This window comes from Finegoldia magna ATCC 53516 (genome assembly GCF_000159695.1).
GTDB classification, from domain to species: domain Bacteria; phylum Bacillota; class Clostridia; order Tissierellales; family Peptoniphilaceae; genus Finegoldia; species Finegoldia magna_F.
The window spans coordinates 551,500-565,542 of record NZ_CM000955.1 but is presented as its reverse complement, the minus strand read 5'-3'; the positions used below and the strand labels follow the sequence as shown (position 1 = coordinate 565,542).

Sequence of the window (14,043 nt, the reverse complement as noted above, 5' to 3'; positions counted from 1 at the left end):
TGGAAGGGCCATCGCTCAACGGATAAAAGCTACCCCGGGGATAACAGGCTTATCTCCCCCAAGAGTCCACATCGACGGGGAGGTTTGGCACCTCGATGTCGGCTCGTCTCATCCTGGAGCTGGAGTAGGTTCCAAGGGTTGGGCTGTTCGCCCATTAAAGAGGCACGCGAGCTGGGTTCAGAACGTCGTGAGACAGTTCGGTCCCTATCCACCGTGGGCGTGAGAAATTTGAGAGGATCTGTCCTTAGTACGAGAGGACCGGGATGGACAGACCGCTGGTGTACGAGTTGTACTGCCAAGTGCACAGCTCGGTAGCTACGTCTGGGAAGGATAAGTGCTGAAGGCATCTAAGCACGAAACCAACCTCGAGATAAGATTTCTATGAGATTACTTGAAGAAAACAAGATAGATAGGTCAGAGGTGTAAAGATAGTAATATCAAAGCTAACTGATACTAATAAATCGAAAACTTGACTGGAAATATATACTGTTATTGATTGAAATGTAAAAGTAAATACAAGTATGGTGATAAAAGCAAGAGGGATACACCTGTACCCATGCCGAACACAGAAGTTAAGCCTCTTAACGCCGATGGTACTACGATGGAAACGTCGTGGGAGAGTAGGTAGTCGCCAAACAATTAAGGTCTAACGTGATTTAATCCGTTAGATCTTTTTTTGTTTACAAGGATTACGCTAGACAACAGTTGCAGGTCACATGTAGGTCAAAAAATAAGCAAACATCTTGCACGAATATCTTAGTTAAAATTTAATGTTCTCATTTGCTCAGCCTCACTTCAGAAATCTTCTTTTTTAAAAAAGCAAAATGAAGATTTCCTCGTTCGAAGCGTCGCTCATAAGAAGCATTAAATTTTATATGATGATATTCTTAGCTTCGAATGTTTGCTTTAAGGTTTTGTGGTGTTGATGATTGCAGGATAAGGGATAAAAATAATTTAGAAGATTTCGTTAGACGAGAGGAAAAAATAAAAATTAGGATACTTATCACCAGTAGAATATAGAAAGAAAAATGTAGCATAAAAAATTCTAACCCTATGGGTAGGATAGGACAAAAGAAAACCAGAGACAAATATTTCTAAATGTCTCTGGTACAAAGTCCAACTTTTTGGGGTCACCTTAGATCTACAAGGGCATATAAATAACCTAAGAAGTAAAAACTCTGAAATATATAAGACCATAAAAGAAAATAGTCAAAAGATAGAAGACCTTAAACAAATGTTTAGCCTATGCAAAGACTGTAAGAAAAACAAAAGCAACCTACCAAGAATATGAAAACAATAAAATATTCAAAGAAAGCTTCTACAAGAATAATCAAAAGGAAATAGGCCAACATATAAGAGCAAGAAACTAAATTGAAAAAATCAGTGGAAAGAAAAATTTAAGAGAAAAAGAATGGTTAGAAGAAATCAAAAACTTAGAAGATGAAATCAGTAAATTAAATACAGAGTCAGAAAAGATAAAAGAAGTGATAGTTTTAATAAAAAAAGACAAATAACCAAAGACTATTATGATACATCTGAGCTAGTAGGAAAAACCCTCCTTGCCTTAGTAAATCTACCAGCAAGAAAAATGATGGGAGTAAAAAGTCAAGGAATGCTACTATCAGCAATTCATTAAGAAGACGACGAGGAAAGATTAAACCTAATCATGCTTTTAAATAGGATTCCTGCAGGAGCAAAACTATACTAAATAAAGATTTTATTAGACGATAGACAATCTATCGTCTTTTTGTGCAATCTGTAAATAATTTAATTTTTAAATCTACGTATTTTATTCATAATATTTATTTTTTGATTTTCTATTATTATAGTAATTATTAAAATTAATTCTATTTTTCGATAATCATGGAAAATAGCATACTAATCTAAGTTTGGGCCTAGTTCTTTACATAAGCTGAAAGTTTAATTGATAAAAACACCAGATCCTAAAGTTTTTATAACTGTGGTTTAGGCTTGCTTTATAAAATCTGCAAATTTATTTGTATTCCTTTCTGCTTTGCCTAAAAAATTTATCTATAAATTCTTCTCTTGTTTGCGAATCCATTCCTTTTGTTGCGTCTATTATAAAGTCACCTATGAGACTTAAAGATTTTTTTAAACTTGTATCTGAAGAATTTAAATTCTTGTCAATACTATCTTTTGATTGTATGACATTAGATTTTTTTTTGCCAGTATTTATATTATTATTTTCTTGAATATTATTTTTATTGTATCTAGAATCAATATCTAGGCTCAATATAATAATCTCCAAAGTATTTCTAAAAGCTTCCTTATTTAGGTGTATAGGTAGCTTGTAAATAATATCATCTATTAATATATTTCTTTCATTTACATCAATTAAGCATATTGACTCTATTTGATTTAGTATATTTTCTTTTTCTAAAATTCTTATTACAGAAGACTCTTCAATACTTGGACCTAGGTCTTTGACATAGGCAGATAGCCTACCTGAGAAAAACACATCTTTTCCAAAGTTTTTGTAGATATATTCTAGGCATGGCCCAAGTTCTGTAAACTCATTTGTATGTGTGTATTTTTTATTCATTGTATCTTTCACCTTTCAAATTAATAATAACTTGTATTTATAAAAATATTAAAATCCAAATCTATTAAAAAATGATTTTTTTCTAATTGTTACATTTTTATCAAAGATATCCTTTTCAATGTTTTCAATCTCATTAGGAACAATAGTTTTTTTGATATTATTAGAGGTAAAAGCATCTGCTTCTATAGATTTTATACTCTTTGGTAGTTGAAGTCTCTCTATCTTATTATCCTTAAAAGCACCTTTTCCAATAGACTCTAAGTTTTTACCTAGTGTCAATTTTTTAATTTGATTATTTTTAAATGCAGAATCGCCAATAGATTTTACACTTGCAGGTATATTAAGGTTTTCAATTCTGTTTTCCAAAAAAGCATTTTCCCAAATAGATACTAAGCTTTCACCTAGTGTCAATTTTTTAATCTGATTATTTTTAAATGCAGAATCGTGAATAGATTTTACACTAGCAGGTATATTAAGGTTTTCAATTTTATTACACGAAAAAACACCTTTTCTAATATTCTCTAAGCTTTCACCTAGTGTCAATTTTTTAATTTGATTATTTTTAAATGCAGAATCGCCAATAGATTTCACACTAGCAGGTATATTAAGGGTTTCAATTTTATTATCATCAAAAGCATATTTTCCAATATCCTCTAAGTTTTCTCCAAGTGTCAATTCTTTAATTAGATTATTTTCAAATGCGGAAAATCCAATAGATTTTACACTTGCAGGTATATTAAGGGTTTCAATTTTATTATTCTCAAAAGCACCTATTCCAGAAGACTCAAAGCTTACTCTTAGTGTCAATTCCATAATTCCATAATTATCAACATCATTTCCAATAGACTCTAAGCTTTCACCCAGTGTCAATTCTTTAATTAGATTATTGTAAAATGCAGAATCGCCAATAAATTTTACACTTGCGGGTATATTAAGGGTTTCAATTTTATTACTTCTAAAAACACTCTTACCAATAGACTCTAAGTTTTCACCCAGTGTCAATTCTTTAATTAGATTATTTTCAAATGCAGAATCGCCAATAGATTTTACACTTGCAGGTATATTAAGGGTTTCAATTTGATTATCCTGAAAAGCACCATATTTAATAGCCTCTAAGTTTTCACCCAGTGTCAATTTTTTAATTTGATTTTTTTAAATGCAGAATCACCAATTCTTTTTACTTTAACCCCATCGATTATTTCTGGTATTCTTACATTCTTTCTTTGTCCTAAATATCTTACTATAGTGCCAGTACTCCTATCAAATTCAAAGTCAGAAGGAGGATTGGCTGGTGTTTGACCTTCGTCATCTTTATTATTACTGAAAGTAAACTCTCCAATAGCCTCTAAGTTTTCACCCAATGTCAATTCTTTAATTTCATTATCGTAAAATGCATAATCGCCAATAGATTTTACACTTGCAGTTATATTAAGGGTTTTAATTTTATTAAACGAAAAAGCAAACTCTCCAATAGCCTCTAAGTTTTCACCCAGTGTCAATTCTTTAATTTCATTATCGTAAAATGCATAACCGCCAATAGATTTTACACTTGCAGGTATATTAAGGGTCTCAATTTTATTACCCTCAAAAGCACCCTCTCCAATAGAATGTAAGCTTTCTCCTAGTGTCAAGTCTTTAATTTGATTACCTCTAAATGCTGAATCGAAAATAAATACTAAACTTGCTGGTATATTAAGGGTCTCAATGTTATTATCCTCAAAAGCATAGTAATCAACAGACCATAAGTTTTCTCCCAGTGTCAAGTCTTTAATTTGATTTCTCCTAAATGCTGAATATTGAATTACTGATACACTTGCTGGTATATTAAGGATTTTAATTTTGTTATACTCAAAAGCACCCTCTCCAATAGAATGTAAGCTTTCTCCAAGTGTCAAGTCTTCAATTTGATTATTAGTAAATGCATAATTGCCTATAGATTGTACACTATCAGGTATATTAAGGGTTTCAATTATATTATGCTCAAAAGCACTAATTTGAATATATTTTATACTATTAGGTAATTTTAGTAACTTTATTCTATTATTATAGAATGCTGCACAACCTATTGTTTCAACCCCTTGAGGTATTTCTACATTTTCAATTCTAATGTAATCACGGAAGGACCACATTTTAGGTAATAAGCCACGTACTTTAGCTACTTCAAAATTCTGATTATTACCATAAGCAAAACAAAAATCCTCTATTTTTTTAACTTGGACCCCATCGATTTTTGCTGGTATTATTACATTCTTGCTTTGGCCTAAATATTTTACTATAGTGCCAGTACTCCTATCAAATTCAAAGTCAGAAGGAGGATTGGCAGGTGTTTGACCTTCGTCATCTTGATATATTATTAAATCCTTTTGAACATTGTTATTATCTTCGTCTCGATCATCTTCTAAAGCCATGATTTTAAAATCGTTTGTATTAGAACTTACAGGAGAATTTTCTTGGATTTGAATTTTCTTTTCTTCAAGTTCCACGCCCATGGACAATATGACAATCTCCAAAGTATTTCTAAATGCTTCCTTATTTAGGTGTATAGGTAGCTTGTAAATAATATCATCTATAAGTATATTTCTATCATTTATATCAATTGAGCATATTGACTCTATTTGATTTAGTATATTTTCTTTTTCTAAAATTCCAATTACAGAACACTCTGCAATACTTGGTCCTAAGTCTTTGACATAGGCAGTTAGCCTGCCTGAGAAAAAAATCTCTTTCCCAAAATTTTTGTAAATATATTCTAGGCATGGTCTTAGGTCCGTAAATTCATTTGTATGTGTGTATTTTTTATTCATATTAACATCCATTTTTATTTTAAATAGTATTTATTTTTAGCTTTACAAGATAATACTTAGAATATTTAGCGCAAGTATTTATCTTCTATGAATGATTACTTTTCTATCAAAGGCTCTTTCATCAACATATTCAATTCCATGAGGTAAATAAATTTCTTTAATATTATTATAGGCAAAAGCATCGGATTCTATAGATTTTAGACTTGCTGGTATATGAAGGGTCTCAATCTTGTTATCATAAAAAGCAGATTCGCCAATTACTTCAATACCTTCAGGTATAGTTAATTCTTCTATCTGATTATGCATAAAAGCAGACTTTTCAATGATTTCAATGCTTTCAGGCAAGGTTAATTCCTTGAGATTATTATTTATAAATGCACATTTACCTATCGTTTTCAAAGTGCTTGGTAAAACTAGATATTCGATTGCATTATTTGAAAAGTCATAGTGTTTAGGCAATTGTTTAATTGTAAAATCGTCCCAAAAATATTTATCAAAATCTTCTACAGTTTCAATATTTTTTGTTGCTTTGAAACAAAAATCATCAATATGTTTAACTTCGACTCCGTCAATTTTGTTTGGTATTAAAACCATATTACTACCACCAAGATATTTATTAATTGTTCCTGTAGATTTATCAAATAGAAAGGCGTTATTATAGTAACAACTCTTCACTTTAGTACTGTTTCCATAGTAACAATTCATGACATTTGGATTATCTGTTGGAATAAACACTGGTCCACCTATTTCCACAATATCTTGCTCTATTTCTACAAGCTTTCTGATTATTTTTATTACTTTATTATTATTCAGGGATTTATTTTCAATTAAATTCATTATATTGCTTATACAAAATTTTATTATATCTTCATCAAAAGCATACTTATCAAACATTTCTATTTCACTATAAAGAGTTAGTTTTGATATATTATTATCAGCAAAAGCTTCGCAACCAATAGACCTTAAATTTTCAGGTAAAGTCAAATCTTCAATTTTATTATTGTAGAATGCATATTTATCTATGTTTTCAATATAGTCATGTAAAGTTAAATCCTTGATTTTATTATTAGAGAAAACATTAGATTTAATAGACTTTAAATTAAATGGTATGACTAACTTTTCTAAATTATTGCTTTTAAAAGCAAATTCATCTATATTTTCTATACTATTCGGAAGGATTAATTTTGAAATATTATTATTAGCAAAAGCTGCGTAACCAATAGACCTTAAATTTTCAGGTAAAGTCAAATCTTCAATTTTATTATTGTAGAATGCATATTTATCTATGTTTTCAACATAATCATGTAAAGTTAAATCTTTGATTTTATTGTTAGAGAAAACGCTAGCTTTTATAGAGTTTAAATTAAGGGGTATTGCTAACTTTTCTAAATTATTGCCTATAAAAGCGAATTCATCTATATTTTCGATATTATTCGGAAGGATTAATTTTGAAATATTATTCTCAGCAAAAGCTGAGCAACCAATAGACCTTAAACTTTCAGGTAGATGTAAAATTTCAATTTTATTTTTCTCAAAGGCATAGTCTTTAATTTCTTCAATCCCTATAGGGATATCCACTTTCTCAATACCAATATCTTTAAATGAAAAGGAGCCAATAATCTTGACTGGTACTCCATTGATTTTTTGAGGTATTGTTATTTCTTTGCTAGTACCTAAATATTTTTTTATAGTGCCATTACTTTTATCAAATTCAAATTCAGAAGATTCACTTGAGATTTTTGTGTTTATAGTATTGGTATTTATAGAAATATTTTCTTGAATTTGAGTTTTCTTTTCTTCAAGATCTACACCAAGGCTCAATATAACAATCTCTAATGTGTTTCTAAAGACAGCCTTATTTAGGTGATTTGGAAGCTTGTAAATTATATCATTTACAAGGAAATTTCTATCATTTATATCGATAGAGCTTATGGACTCGATTTGAGTTAGGTTAGTTTCTCTTTCTAAAATTCTTATTACAGAAGACTCTTCAATACTTGGACCTAGGTCTTTGACATAGGCAGATAGCCTACCTGAGAAAAAAACCTCTTTTCCAAAGTTTTTGTAGATATATTCTAGGCATGGTCTTAGGTCCGTAAATTCATTTGATTTCATTTTATTTGCTCCTTATTTATTGAATAAAAACTAGTTTCTTATCTTAGCCTTGCATTAGTTTTATTATATCAGATAGTTAAGTAATTTGCTAAGTTTTCTGGGTATTAAAATTAGTTTACATATAAAATTTTTAGTTATCATACGAAAGATTAATTGATTAAAATTATAAAATGTTATATAATGACTGTAATATAGTTAGGTATCTGATCATAATAATTTGTGAATTATAAAATCATTTAACCTATATAATATATTATATAGTGGATATTTTTTATTAATATCTTATAAAAATTTATTGCTAGGAGGAGAAATGGATAAATTAAAAGAAGGACAGACGCTCCTTACTGACAAAAATGTCAATGTGACGGTCAAAAAAGAGCTGGGTTCTGGTGGCCAGGGTACTGTATATCTGGTTGATTATAATGGTAAGGATATGGCCCTAAAATGGTTCAAGAAATCTACCATTTCAAATGGAACAAAATTTTATGACAACCTACAAAACAATATTAAAAATCCTAGTCCTGGTGAGGGCTTCTTGTGGCCAAAAGATATAACTCAGTATGATACAAAAGACAAAGAAGCTAGTTTTGGATACATCATGGATCTAAAACCTGATTCCTATGATGATTTTTCTAAGTATCTCTTGGGCAAGAAGACTTTTACATCGATAGAAGCACTTATCAATGCTGGTTTAAATATTACCAATAGTTTTATGCTTTTGCATAGGGCAGGTTATAACTACCAAGACCTAAATGATGGAAACTTTTTTATAAACTTTTCTACTGGAGAGGTTTTGATTTGTGATAATGACAATGTTATGGGTCATGGTTTCAACTCAGGGGTCAAGGGTAAGCCAAGATATATGGCACCAGAAGTTGTAGTTAGTAAAAAATCACCAGATAAACAAACAGATAGGTATTCCCTATCAGTAATTTTGTTTTTGCTATTTTTTGCAAACCACCCACTAGAAGGACAGGCCACTATGTTAGATTTAGTCACAGAAGAAGATGAGTTTAATATTTATGGAAAAAATCCGATTTTTATAATGGATCCTAAAAATTTCTCAAATAGGCCAGACCCTGCTATCCACAAAAATGTAGGAAAGAAATGGGGAGCCTACCCAGAATATTTTAGGCAAGCTTTCATAGATGAGTTTTCACAAGATAAGTTGTTGATGAAGGCTAATAGAAGGCTTGAGAGCGAGTGGCTGGATATACTTATGAGATTAAGAACTGACCTTATCACCTGCTCATGTGGTAGGGATTCATTTGTTGATTATAGTGGTAATGGGGTTTGCTCTTGTGGCAAGCAACTCAGGGTCCCACTCATATTAGATATTAACAATATAAAAGTCCCTGTATACCCAGGTGTAAAGCTTTATAAATACCATACAAGCGATACCAGCGAGGATTATAACACAGTTACTGGTGCAGTTGTTAGGGCCAAAAATAATCCAAAACAACTTGGCCTTTATAATAAGTCTGGCACAGTCTGGTATCTAAACTATGAAGGCATGGACCAAAGGTCTCTAGAAGATGGTAAAGCTACAAGGATTGTGACCAATCTTGAGGTTGACTTTGGAAATGGTAGAAATGGAAAATTTAAAAAATAAATAAAATAAAAATAAGGAGACAAATATGGATGATTTTTTAATTATTGATGAAATACCTAGAAAGATGATGGTTTTATTTTTTGTAATTGATACCTCAGGTTCAATGAAAGGCACAAAGATAGGGGAGGTTAACTCTGCAATTGAGGAAATCCTTCCTGAGTTGTCAGATATATCTAACTCAAATCCTGACGCTGAAGTCAAGATGGCTATTCTATCATTTAATAGTGAAATACAATGGATAACCCCTAAAACAGGTCCAGTAGATCCAGGCGTCTATCTATGGAGAGACTTAAATGCTAACGGCACGACAAGGATGGGGGCAGCCTTTGAGGAGCTAGAATCAAAACTACACGGAGATAAGTTTATGAAATCAGCAACATCCTCTTATGCACCAGTAATATTTTTGATGTCTGATGGTATGCCTACAGAAACAGAAGAACAATTCCAATCTGGCTTAAACAAATTAAAGGCTAATAAATGGTTCAAATCAGGTATCAAAGTAGCACTTGGTATAGGACAAGATGCGGACCTTGATGTCTTAGAAGCCTTTACGGGTACCAAAGAAGCTGTACTTCAGACAAATAACGTTAAAAAACTAAAGGCTATGATACAATTCGTATCAGTAACTTCATCACAAATAGCTAGCCAATCTGTATCTGGTGGTATAAAGGATGATGGTAGTGTAAAAACCAAACAAGAACAAGTAGAAGAGCAAATAAAAAATTTCGTGACAGATAGCCTAGATGACCTAGATGATGATGAGTGGGATATCTAAAAGCTATGGCTGGGTTATATTCATACTCCTATACAACCTTAGGAGGCAGTCACAAGAAAAGAAACAAACCGTGCCAAGACTTTTCATCTGATTATACATGTGATGACTTTTCTATAATAGCTGTATCTGATGGTCATGGATCATCCAAGCATTTTAGGTCAGATGTAGGATCTAAGCTTGCCGCCCAGGGAAGTATAGAGGAAGTAAGGAAAGTAATTGAAAATGATTTTGACCTTGTAAATTTCAAAGAAAATCCAAGAAAGATAATTGAAAACCTCATAGAAAATGTCTATAAAAGATGGAAAAATGATATATCAAACCATATGACAGAAAATCCTTTTACTGAAGAGGAGATACCAGAGGACTTGGATGAGGCTACTAAAGAAAAGTTTTTTGGGACCCTCTATCCATACTATTATATATCAGCCTATGGTGCGACCCTTATGGTAGGGGTAATGGCAGAGGATTATTACTTTGCTTTTCATATAGGCGATGGCAAAGCTGTATTTTTATATGAAGATGGAAAAATAGAACAGTCTATACCTTGGGATGAGGCTTGCTATATAAATGTAACCACATCTTTATCAGATACAAATGCCGTAGATAATTTCAGGTATTGCTACGGGTATAAGACTGATGATGAAAGATTTGTAGAAGTTGGCGTAGAAAAAAACACAAAAATTACAAAAAAACAATGTGAAAGTGATAATTTGCTTTCAAATGAAATTCAAAGTAAAGAAGCTATAGAAGATACTCTAGAAGATAAAAGCAGGAAAGAAACTGAATATATAAAAGCAAAAGTCATGGCGATCTTCATGGGCTCTGATGGAGTTGATGACTCTTATAGGGTTGGAGATAACGAGGAAAGCTTAATGAATCTCTATAGGAATACCTATTTAATTTTAATGAAAAAAGAGCATATCGATGAGGCAAAAAAATCTATAGAACTACAAGCTGATAAATTTGCAGAATTAGGTAGCCAAGATGATGTGTCTATGGCTGGCTTAGTCAGAGTTGAAAAAAATGATGAATTGATAGATCTTTTTCATAACCAATACTTAGAGGCGGAAAAAGCAAAGGAATTAGAGAAAAAACAAGAACAGATCGAAGAAAAATCTTATCATCTATCACAATTACAAGTCATCTATGATGAGAAAAATACAGCTTTTATCAAAAATAAAGTAGCATCAGAAAGGATTATCAATGATAACACAAGAAAAATCAGAGAAATAAAAGAGGATTATAGGAACTTTGACAAAGAAAATCAAAAAGCAAAGGCCCAGGATTGGGAAGAATACAATAATTTTCTTTTAAAGATTTCTGATAAAATAAAAGAAAAAAATCAAGAGATAGAAAAATATGAACTAGAAAAAAATCTAGAAGCAGATGATTATCAAAAAGACTTAGAGATTAAATATTTTGACGGAGAGGACAATCCAATCCTAAAGGTACTAGCTGTTCTGAGCAAGTTTAAAAGTTCTAATTTGCTGTATATTTCTCAGGACGAAAAGAGATATAATAAAAATCGAAAGGCTATTTCTGATTACTACGAAAAAATAAGAAAGAATCAAGAAGCCTATAATGCTAGATTAAAAGAAATGGACGAAAAAGAAAATACTTTTCTAAAAAAATCAGAAGAAAAAATTTTGACCTTAAAAGAAGAAAAAGATAGGGCAAAGGAAAAACTGAGCTTACTAATGGAAAATGAAGCCAAGGAGATAGAGGCTCTTGGCAAAAAAATAAACATGCTGAAAGAGGAAATAGCTAGTCTTAAATCAGATACAGAAAACTAGAAAACAGAGGTAATTTATGGATAAGGAAAAAACCATTGACATCATTGCAAAAGACATGTCAATAAGCAAAGAAGATGCACAAAGGATGTATGAAAATATAGGAAGCTTCTCTGATATATTAAAAAAAGCTGTTGTGGGCTATTTTAATGGAGAAAGAAAAAACTATAGTTACAAAGGTGTATCCATCAAGGATATTATGGAAAAAGAAAACGCATCCTATCTCAATGCGATTTTCTCAATGGACTTACTTATGAAAAATCCAGAAATACTACAATTTTATGATAAGTTTACTTTCAAAAAAGATAGGGTCATAGGAAAAAATGATTGATTTTAATACTCTTCGCAAACAAAATTGGCAAAATATGACCTATGACCAGAGGCTTGATTTCTATCAAAAATTGGAAAATACAATGGCTGCCAGTCAAAATAGGCCAGCAAGGATTGTTACACCAGAAAATATGCCTAAAAAAAATATAGCTGGATATTACTCAGCTTATGATCCTAGCAAAATCGCCATCAATAAAAGACTGATCATGCAAGATGATAGGCGCTATGACAACTGCGATACGATAATCCATGAGGGTAGGCATGCTTTCCAAGATGACTGTATAGTTGGCAGGGCCAATATAGGAAATATTGATGATGTAAATAAAATAGGTGATTGGCGAAGGAATTTTGACCAATATCAAGAGCCTAATGGTATGAATTCTGATGTCAAATATAGGTTTCAGCCAGTAGAAAAAGATGCCTATGAATATGCCAACAGCAAGTTTGACAAGATGACCGCAAATGTCAAAGACAGGGACCTATACGATTATAAACATACTAGGGACATAGAAAACAATTATTATAAGCTAAAGGCAGAGCAGGTATATGGAAAAAACTATGAAGAGAAGATTAAAAATGAAATAAACTCTTCCTATGAGCAAAAATATGGAAATAACTATAAAAAAGATCAGGGCTTTGATTTTTTAGCTGATAGGGAAAGTAGGAATAGTAATATACAACCTAAGGCTAATGACCAGGACAAGGGACAGGATATAGGTATTGGCCAATCTTATGGTTTATAATAGGAGCATGTGATGTCTTTTAAAATTTTATACGGATCTAGTGTTGCCTATAATAAGATTGTAACAAATAATAGTTCGAATTTTCTAAAATTTGAGGGAGAAAAGGATGGAAAGATGGCTAGTTTTACTATGTCTGAAGACCAATTATCCAAGCATTTATTGATGCTTGGCTCAACTGGATCTGGCAAGTCCACCCTTTTTTTCCATATTATAAAACAATTAAAAGCACAAATGACAAATGAAGATGTAATGATAATTTTTGACACCAAGGGAGATTATATCCAAAGGTTTTTTGAAAATGGTGATTTGTTTATAGATAATATTACAGACACATCATCAAAATGGAATATTTTTAGGGATATCCTAGCAGACGGGACTGATGATGAACACATAAAGCAAAATTGCAATGAGATTTGCAAGTCATTATTTAAAGAGAGGGTAAAGAACACAACCAATGCCTTTTTCCCAAATGCTGCTAGTGATGTTTTATCGTCCATACTCTTATCCCTTACCAGAGCAGGTGTCCAAGATAAAAATGTCAGAAAAAAGATGTTTTATAATAATGAACTGAGAAGCCTCCTAGATTCTTGTGATGAAAATAAGGTCAAAGCCATGCTGGCTAGTCACAAAGACTTGGTAGCAGTCAATTCTTATATTTCCTACCCTGGTCCGCAAAGTCAGGGTGTTCTTTCAGAAATGTTTTCTGTTGTTAGAGATATTTTTGTTGGCAATTTTGCAAAAAAAGGAAATTTTTCTATAAGAAATTTTGTCAGAAACAAGGGCGGAAAAACTTTATTTATAGAATATGATTTAGCCAAGGGCAACTCTTTGACGCCTATATATAGGCTATGTTTTGACCAAGCTCTCAAAGAAGCCATGTCCAGAAATCAAAAAACTGGAAATGTTTATTTGATTTGTGACGAATTTAAGCTTATACCTTTACTAGAACATATAGAAGACGGTGTCAACTTCGGCAGAAGCATGGGTCTAAAAATCTTGGCAGGAATTCAAAGCATAGAACAGTTGGTAGATATATATGGAGAATCTAGGGCTATGAATATAATGGCTGGTTTTTCAACGCTTATCTCTTTCAGGACAAATGATATGGCCTCAAGGGAATATGTTAGCAACCTTTATGGCAAAAATCTCATTATAGAAGACTACCAGAAGTCTGACCTTACTATGGTAGAGGAAAAAAGATTGGGGCAAACAGTAGAAGACTGGCATCAAAACTCTCTTCCTGTAGGCCAAGCAATAGTTGGGCTACCCTTTAGCCAACCTTTTATATTTAAGTTTGATGATTTTAGGTAA

11 protein-coding genes and 1 rRNA gene are annotated in these 14,043 nt (G+C 31.8%); 8 read left to right on the top strand and 4 right to left on the bottom strand.

Annotated features, from left to right (window positions below; all coding sequences use genetic code 11):
• The first annotated feature begins 520 nt into the window (after positions 1-520).
• Positions 521-637, top strand: a 5S ribosomal RNA gene (gene rrf / locus HMPREF0391_RS02575).
• Positions 638-1,453: 816 nt separating this feature from the next.
• Positions 1,454-1,636 carry a hypothetical protein gene (locus HMPREF0391_RS09725; RefSeq protein WP_419185107.1) on the top strand — a complete coding sequence of 61 codons (183 nt, stop codon included), beginning with the start codon at positions 1,454-1,456 and terminating at the stop codon, positions 1,634-1,636.
• 357 nt (positions 1,637-1,993) lie between these two features.
• Here the strand turns inward: HMPREF0391_RS09725 and HMPREF0391_RS02570 are convergent, their stop codons facing one another.
• The 4 genes from HMPREF0391_RS02570 to HMPREF0391_RS02555 form a co-directional block, all read right to left on the bottom strand.
• Positions 1,994-2,563 (bottom strand): hypothetical protein, encoded by a 570-nt coding sequence (locus HMPREF0391_RS02570; RefSeq protein ID WP_035109219.1) that lies wholly within the window; start codon positions 2,561-2,563, stop codon positions 1,994-1,996.
• A 48-nt stretch (positions 2,564-2,611) separates the two neighbouring features.
• Positions 2,612-3,697, bottom strand: coding sequence for a leucine-rich repeat domain-containing protein (locus HMPREF0391_RS02565; protein WP_002835291.1), 1,086 nt, complete (start codon positions 3,695-3,697; stop codon positions 2,612-2,614).
• Entirely contained in the window at positions 3,694-5,367 is a 1,674-nt protein-coding gene (locus HMPREF0391_RS02560) for a leucine-rich repeat domain-containing protein (protein WP_035109216.1), read from the bottom strand. Before HMPREF0391_RS02560 ends, HMPREF0391_RS02565 begins: the two co-directional genes overlap by 4 nt.
• 78 nt (positions 5,368-5,445) lie before the next feature.
• Positions 5,446-7,482: a leucine-rich repeat domain-containing protein gene (locus HMPREF0391_RS02555; RefSeq protein ID WP_002835289.1), complete on the bottom strand. Its 2,037-nt coding sequence runs from the start codon at positions 7,480-7,482 to the stop codon at positions 5,446-5,448.
• Between the two features lie 310 nt (positions 7,483-7,792).
• Here HMPREF0391_RS02555 and HMPREF0391_RS02550 point away from each other — a divergent pair, with 310 nt between their 5' ends.
• The 6 genes from HMPREF0391_RS02550 to HMPREF0391_RS02525 are packed head-to-tail and all read left to right on the top strand — an operon-like array spanning position 7,793 to position 14,043.
• On the top strand, positions 7,793-9,094 hold the full coding sequence (locus HMPREF0391_RS02550; RefSeq protein ID WP_035109213.1) for a serine/threonine protein kinase: 1,302 nt from the start codon (positions 7,793-7,795) through the stop codon (positions 9,092-9,094).
• A 25-nt stretch (positions 9,095-9,119) separates the two neighbouring features.
• A complete protein-coding gene (locus HMPREF0391_RS02545) occupies positions 9,120-9,869 on the top strand; it encodes a vWA domain-containing protein (protein WP_002835287.1) in 750 nt (249 codons plus the stop codon).
• Positions 9,857-11,662, top strand: coding sequence for a PP2C family serine/threonine-protein phosphatase (locus HMPREF0391_RS02540; RefSeq protein ID WP_002835286.1), 1,806 nt, complete (start codon positions 9,857-9,859; stop codon positions 11,660-11,662). The genes HMPREF0391_RS02545 and HMPREF0391_RS02540 overlap by 13 nt, the downstream gene beginning before the upstream one ends.
• Before the next feature lie 16 nt (positions 11,663-11,678).
• On the top strand, positions 11,679-11,990 hold the full coding sequence (locus tag HMPREF0391_RS02535) for a hypothetical protein (protein ID WP_002835285.1): 312 nt from the start codon (positions 11,679-11,681) through the stop codon (positions 11,988-11,990).
• Complete coding sequence (locus HMPREF0391_RS02530) at positions 11,983-12,732, top strand: hypothetical protein (protein WP_002835284.1); 750 nt, start codon at positions 11,983-11,985, stop codon at positions 12,730-12,732. Before HMPREF0391_RS02535 ends, HMPREF0391_RS02530 begins: the two co-directional genes overlap by 8 nt.
• Positions 12,733-12,744: 12 nt before the next feature.
• Positions 12,745-14,043 (top strand): type IV secretory system conjugative DNA transfer family protein, encoded by a 1,299-nt coding sequence (locus HMPREF0391_RS02525; protein ID WP_002835283.1) that lies wholly within the window; start codon positions 12,745-12,747, stop codon positions 14,041-14,043.

Excerpts from the sequence above, each read along its gene's own strand:
- HMPREF0391_RS02535 (WP_002835285.1), top strand. The coding sequence starts at position 11,679 with ATGGATAAGGAAAAAACCATTGACATCATTGCAAAAGACATGTCAATA.
- HMPREF0391_RS02550 (WP_035109213.1), top strand. The coding sequence starts at position 7,793 with ATGGATAAATTAAAAGAAGGACAGACGCTCCTTACTGACAAAAATGTC.
- HMPREF0391_RS02530 (WP_002835284.1), top strand. The coding sequence starts at position 11,983 with ATGATTGATTTTAATACTCTTCGCAAACAAAATTGGCAAAATATGACC.
- HMPREF0391_RS02555 (WP_002835289.1), bottom strand. The coding sequence starts at position 7,482 with ATGAAATCAAATGAATTTACGGACCTAAGACCATGCCTAGAATATATC.
- HMPREF0391_RS02570 (WP_035109219.1), bottom strand. The coding sequence starts at position 2,563 with ATGAATAAAAAATACACACATACAAATGAGTTTACAGAACTTGGGCCA.
- HMPREF0391_RS02545 (WP_002835287.1), top strand. The coding sequence starts at position 9,120 with ATGGATGATTTTTTAATTATTGATGAAATACCTAGAAAGATGATGGTT.
- HMPREF0391_RS02525 (WP_002835283.1), top strand. The coding sequence starts at position 12,745 with ATGTCTTTTAAAATTTTATACGGATCTAGTGTTGCCTATAATAAGATT.
- HMPREF0391_RS02560 (WP_035109216.1), bottom strand. The coding sequence starts at position 5,367 with ATGAATAAAAAATACACACATACAAATGAATTTACGGACCTAAGACCA.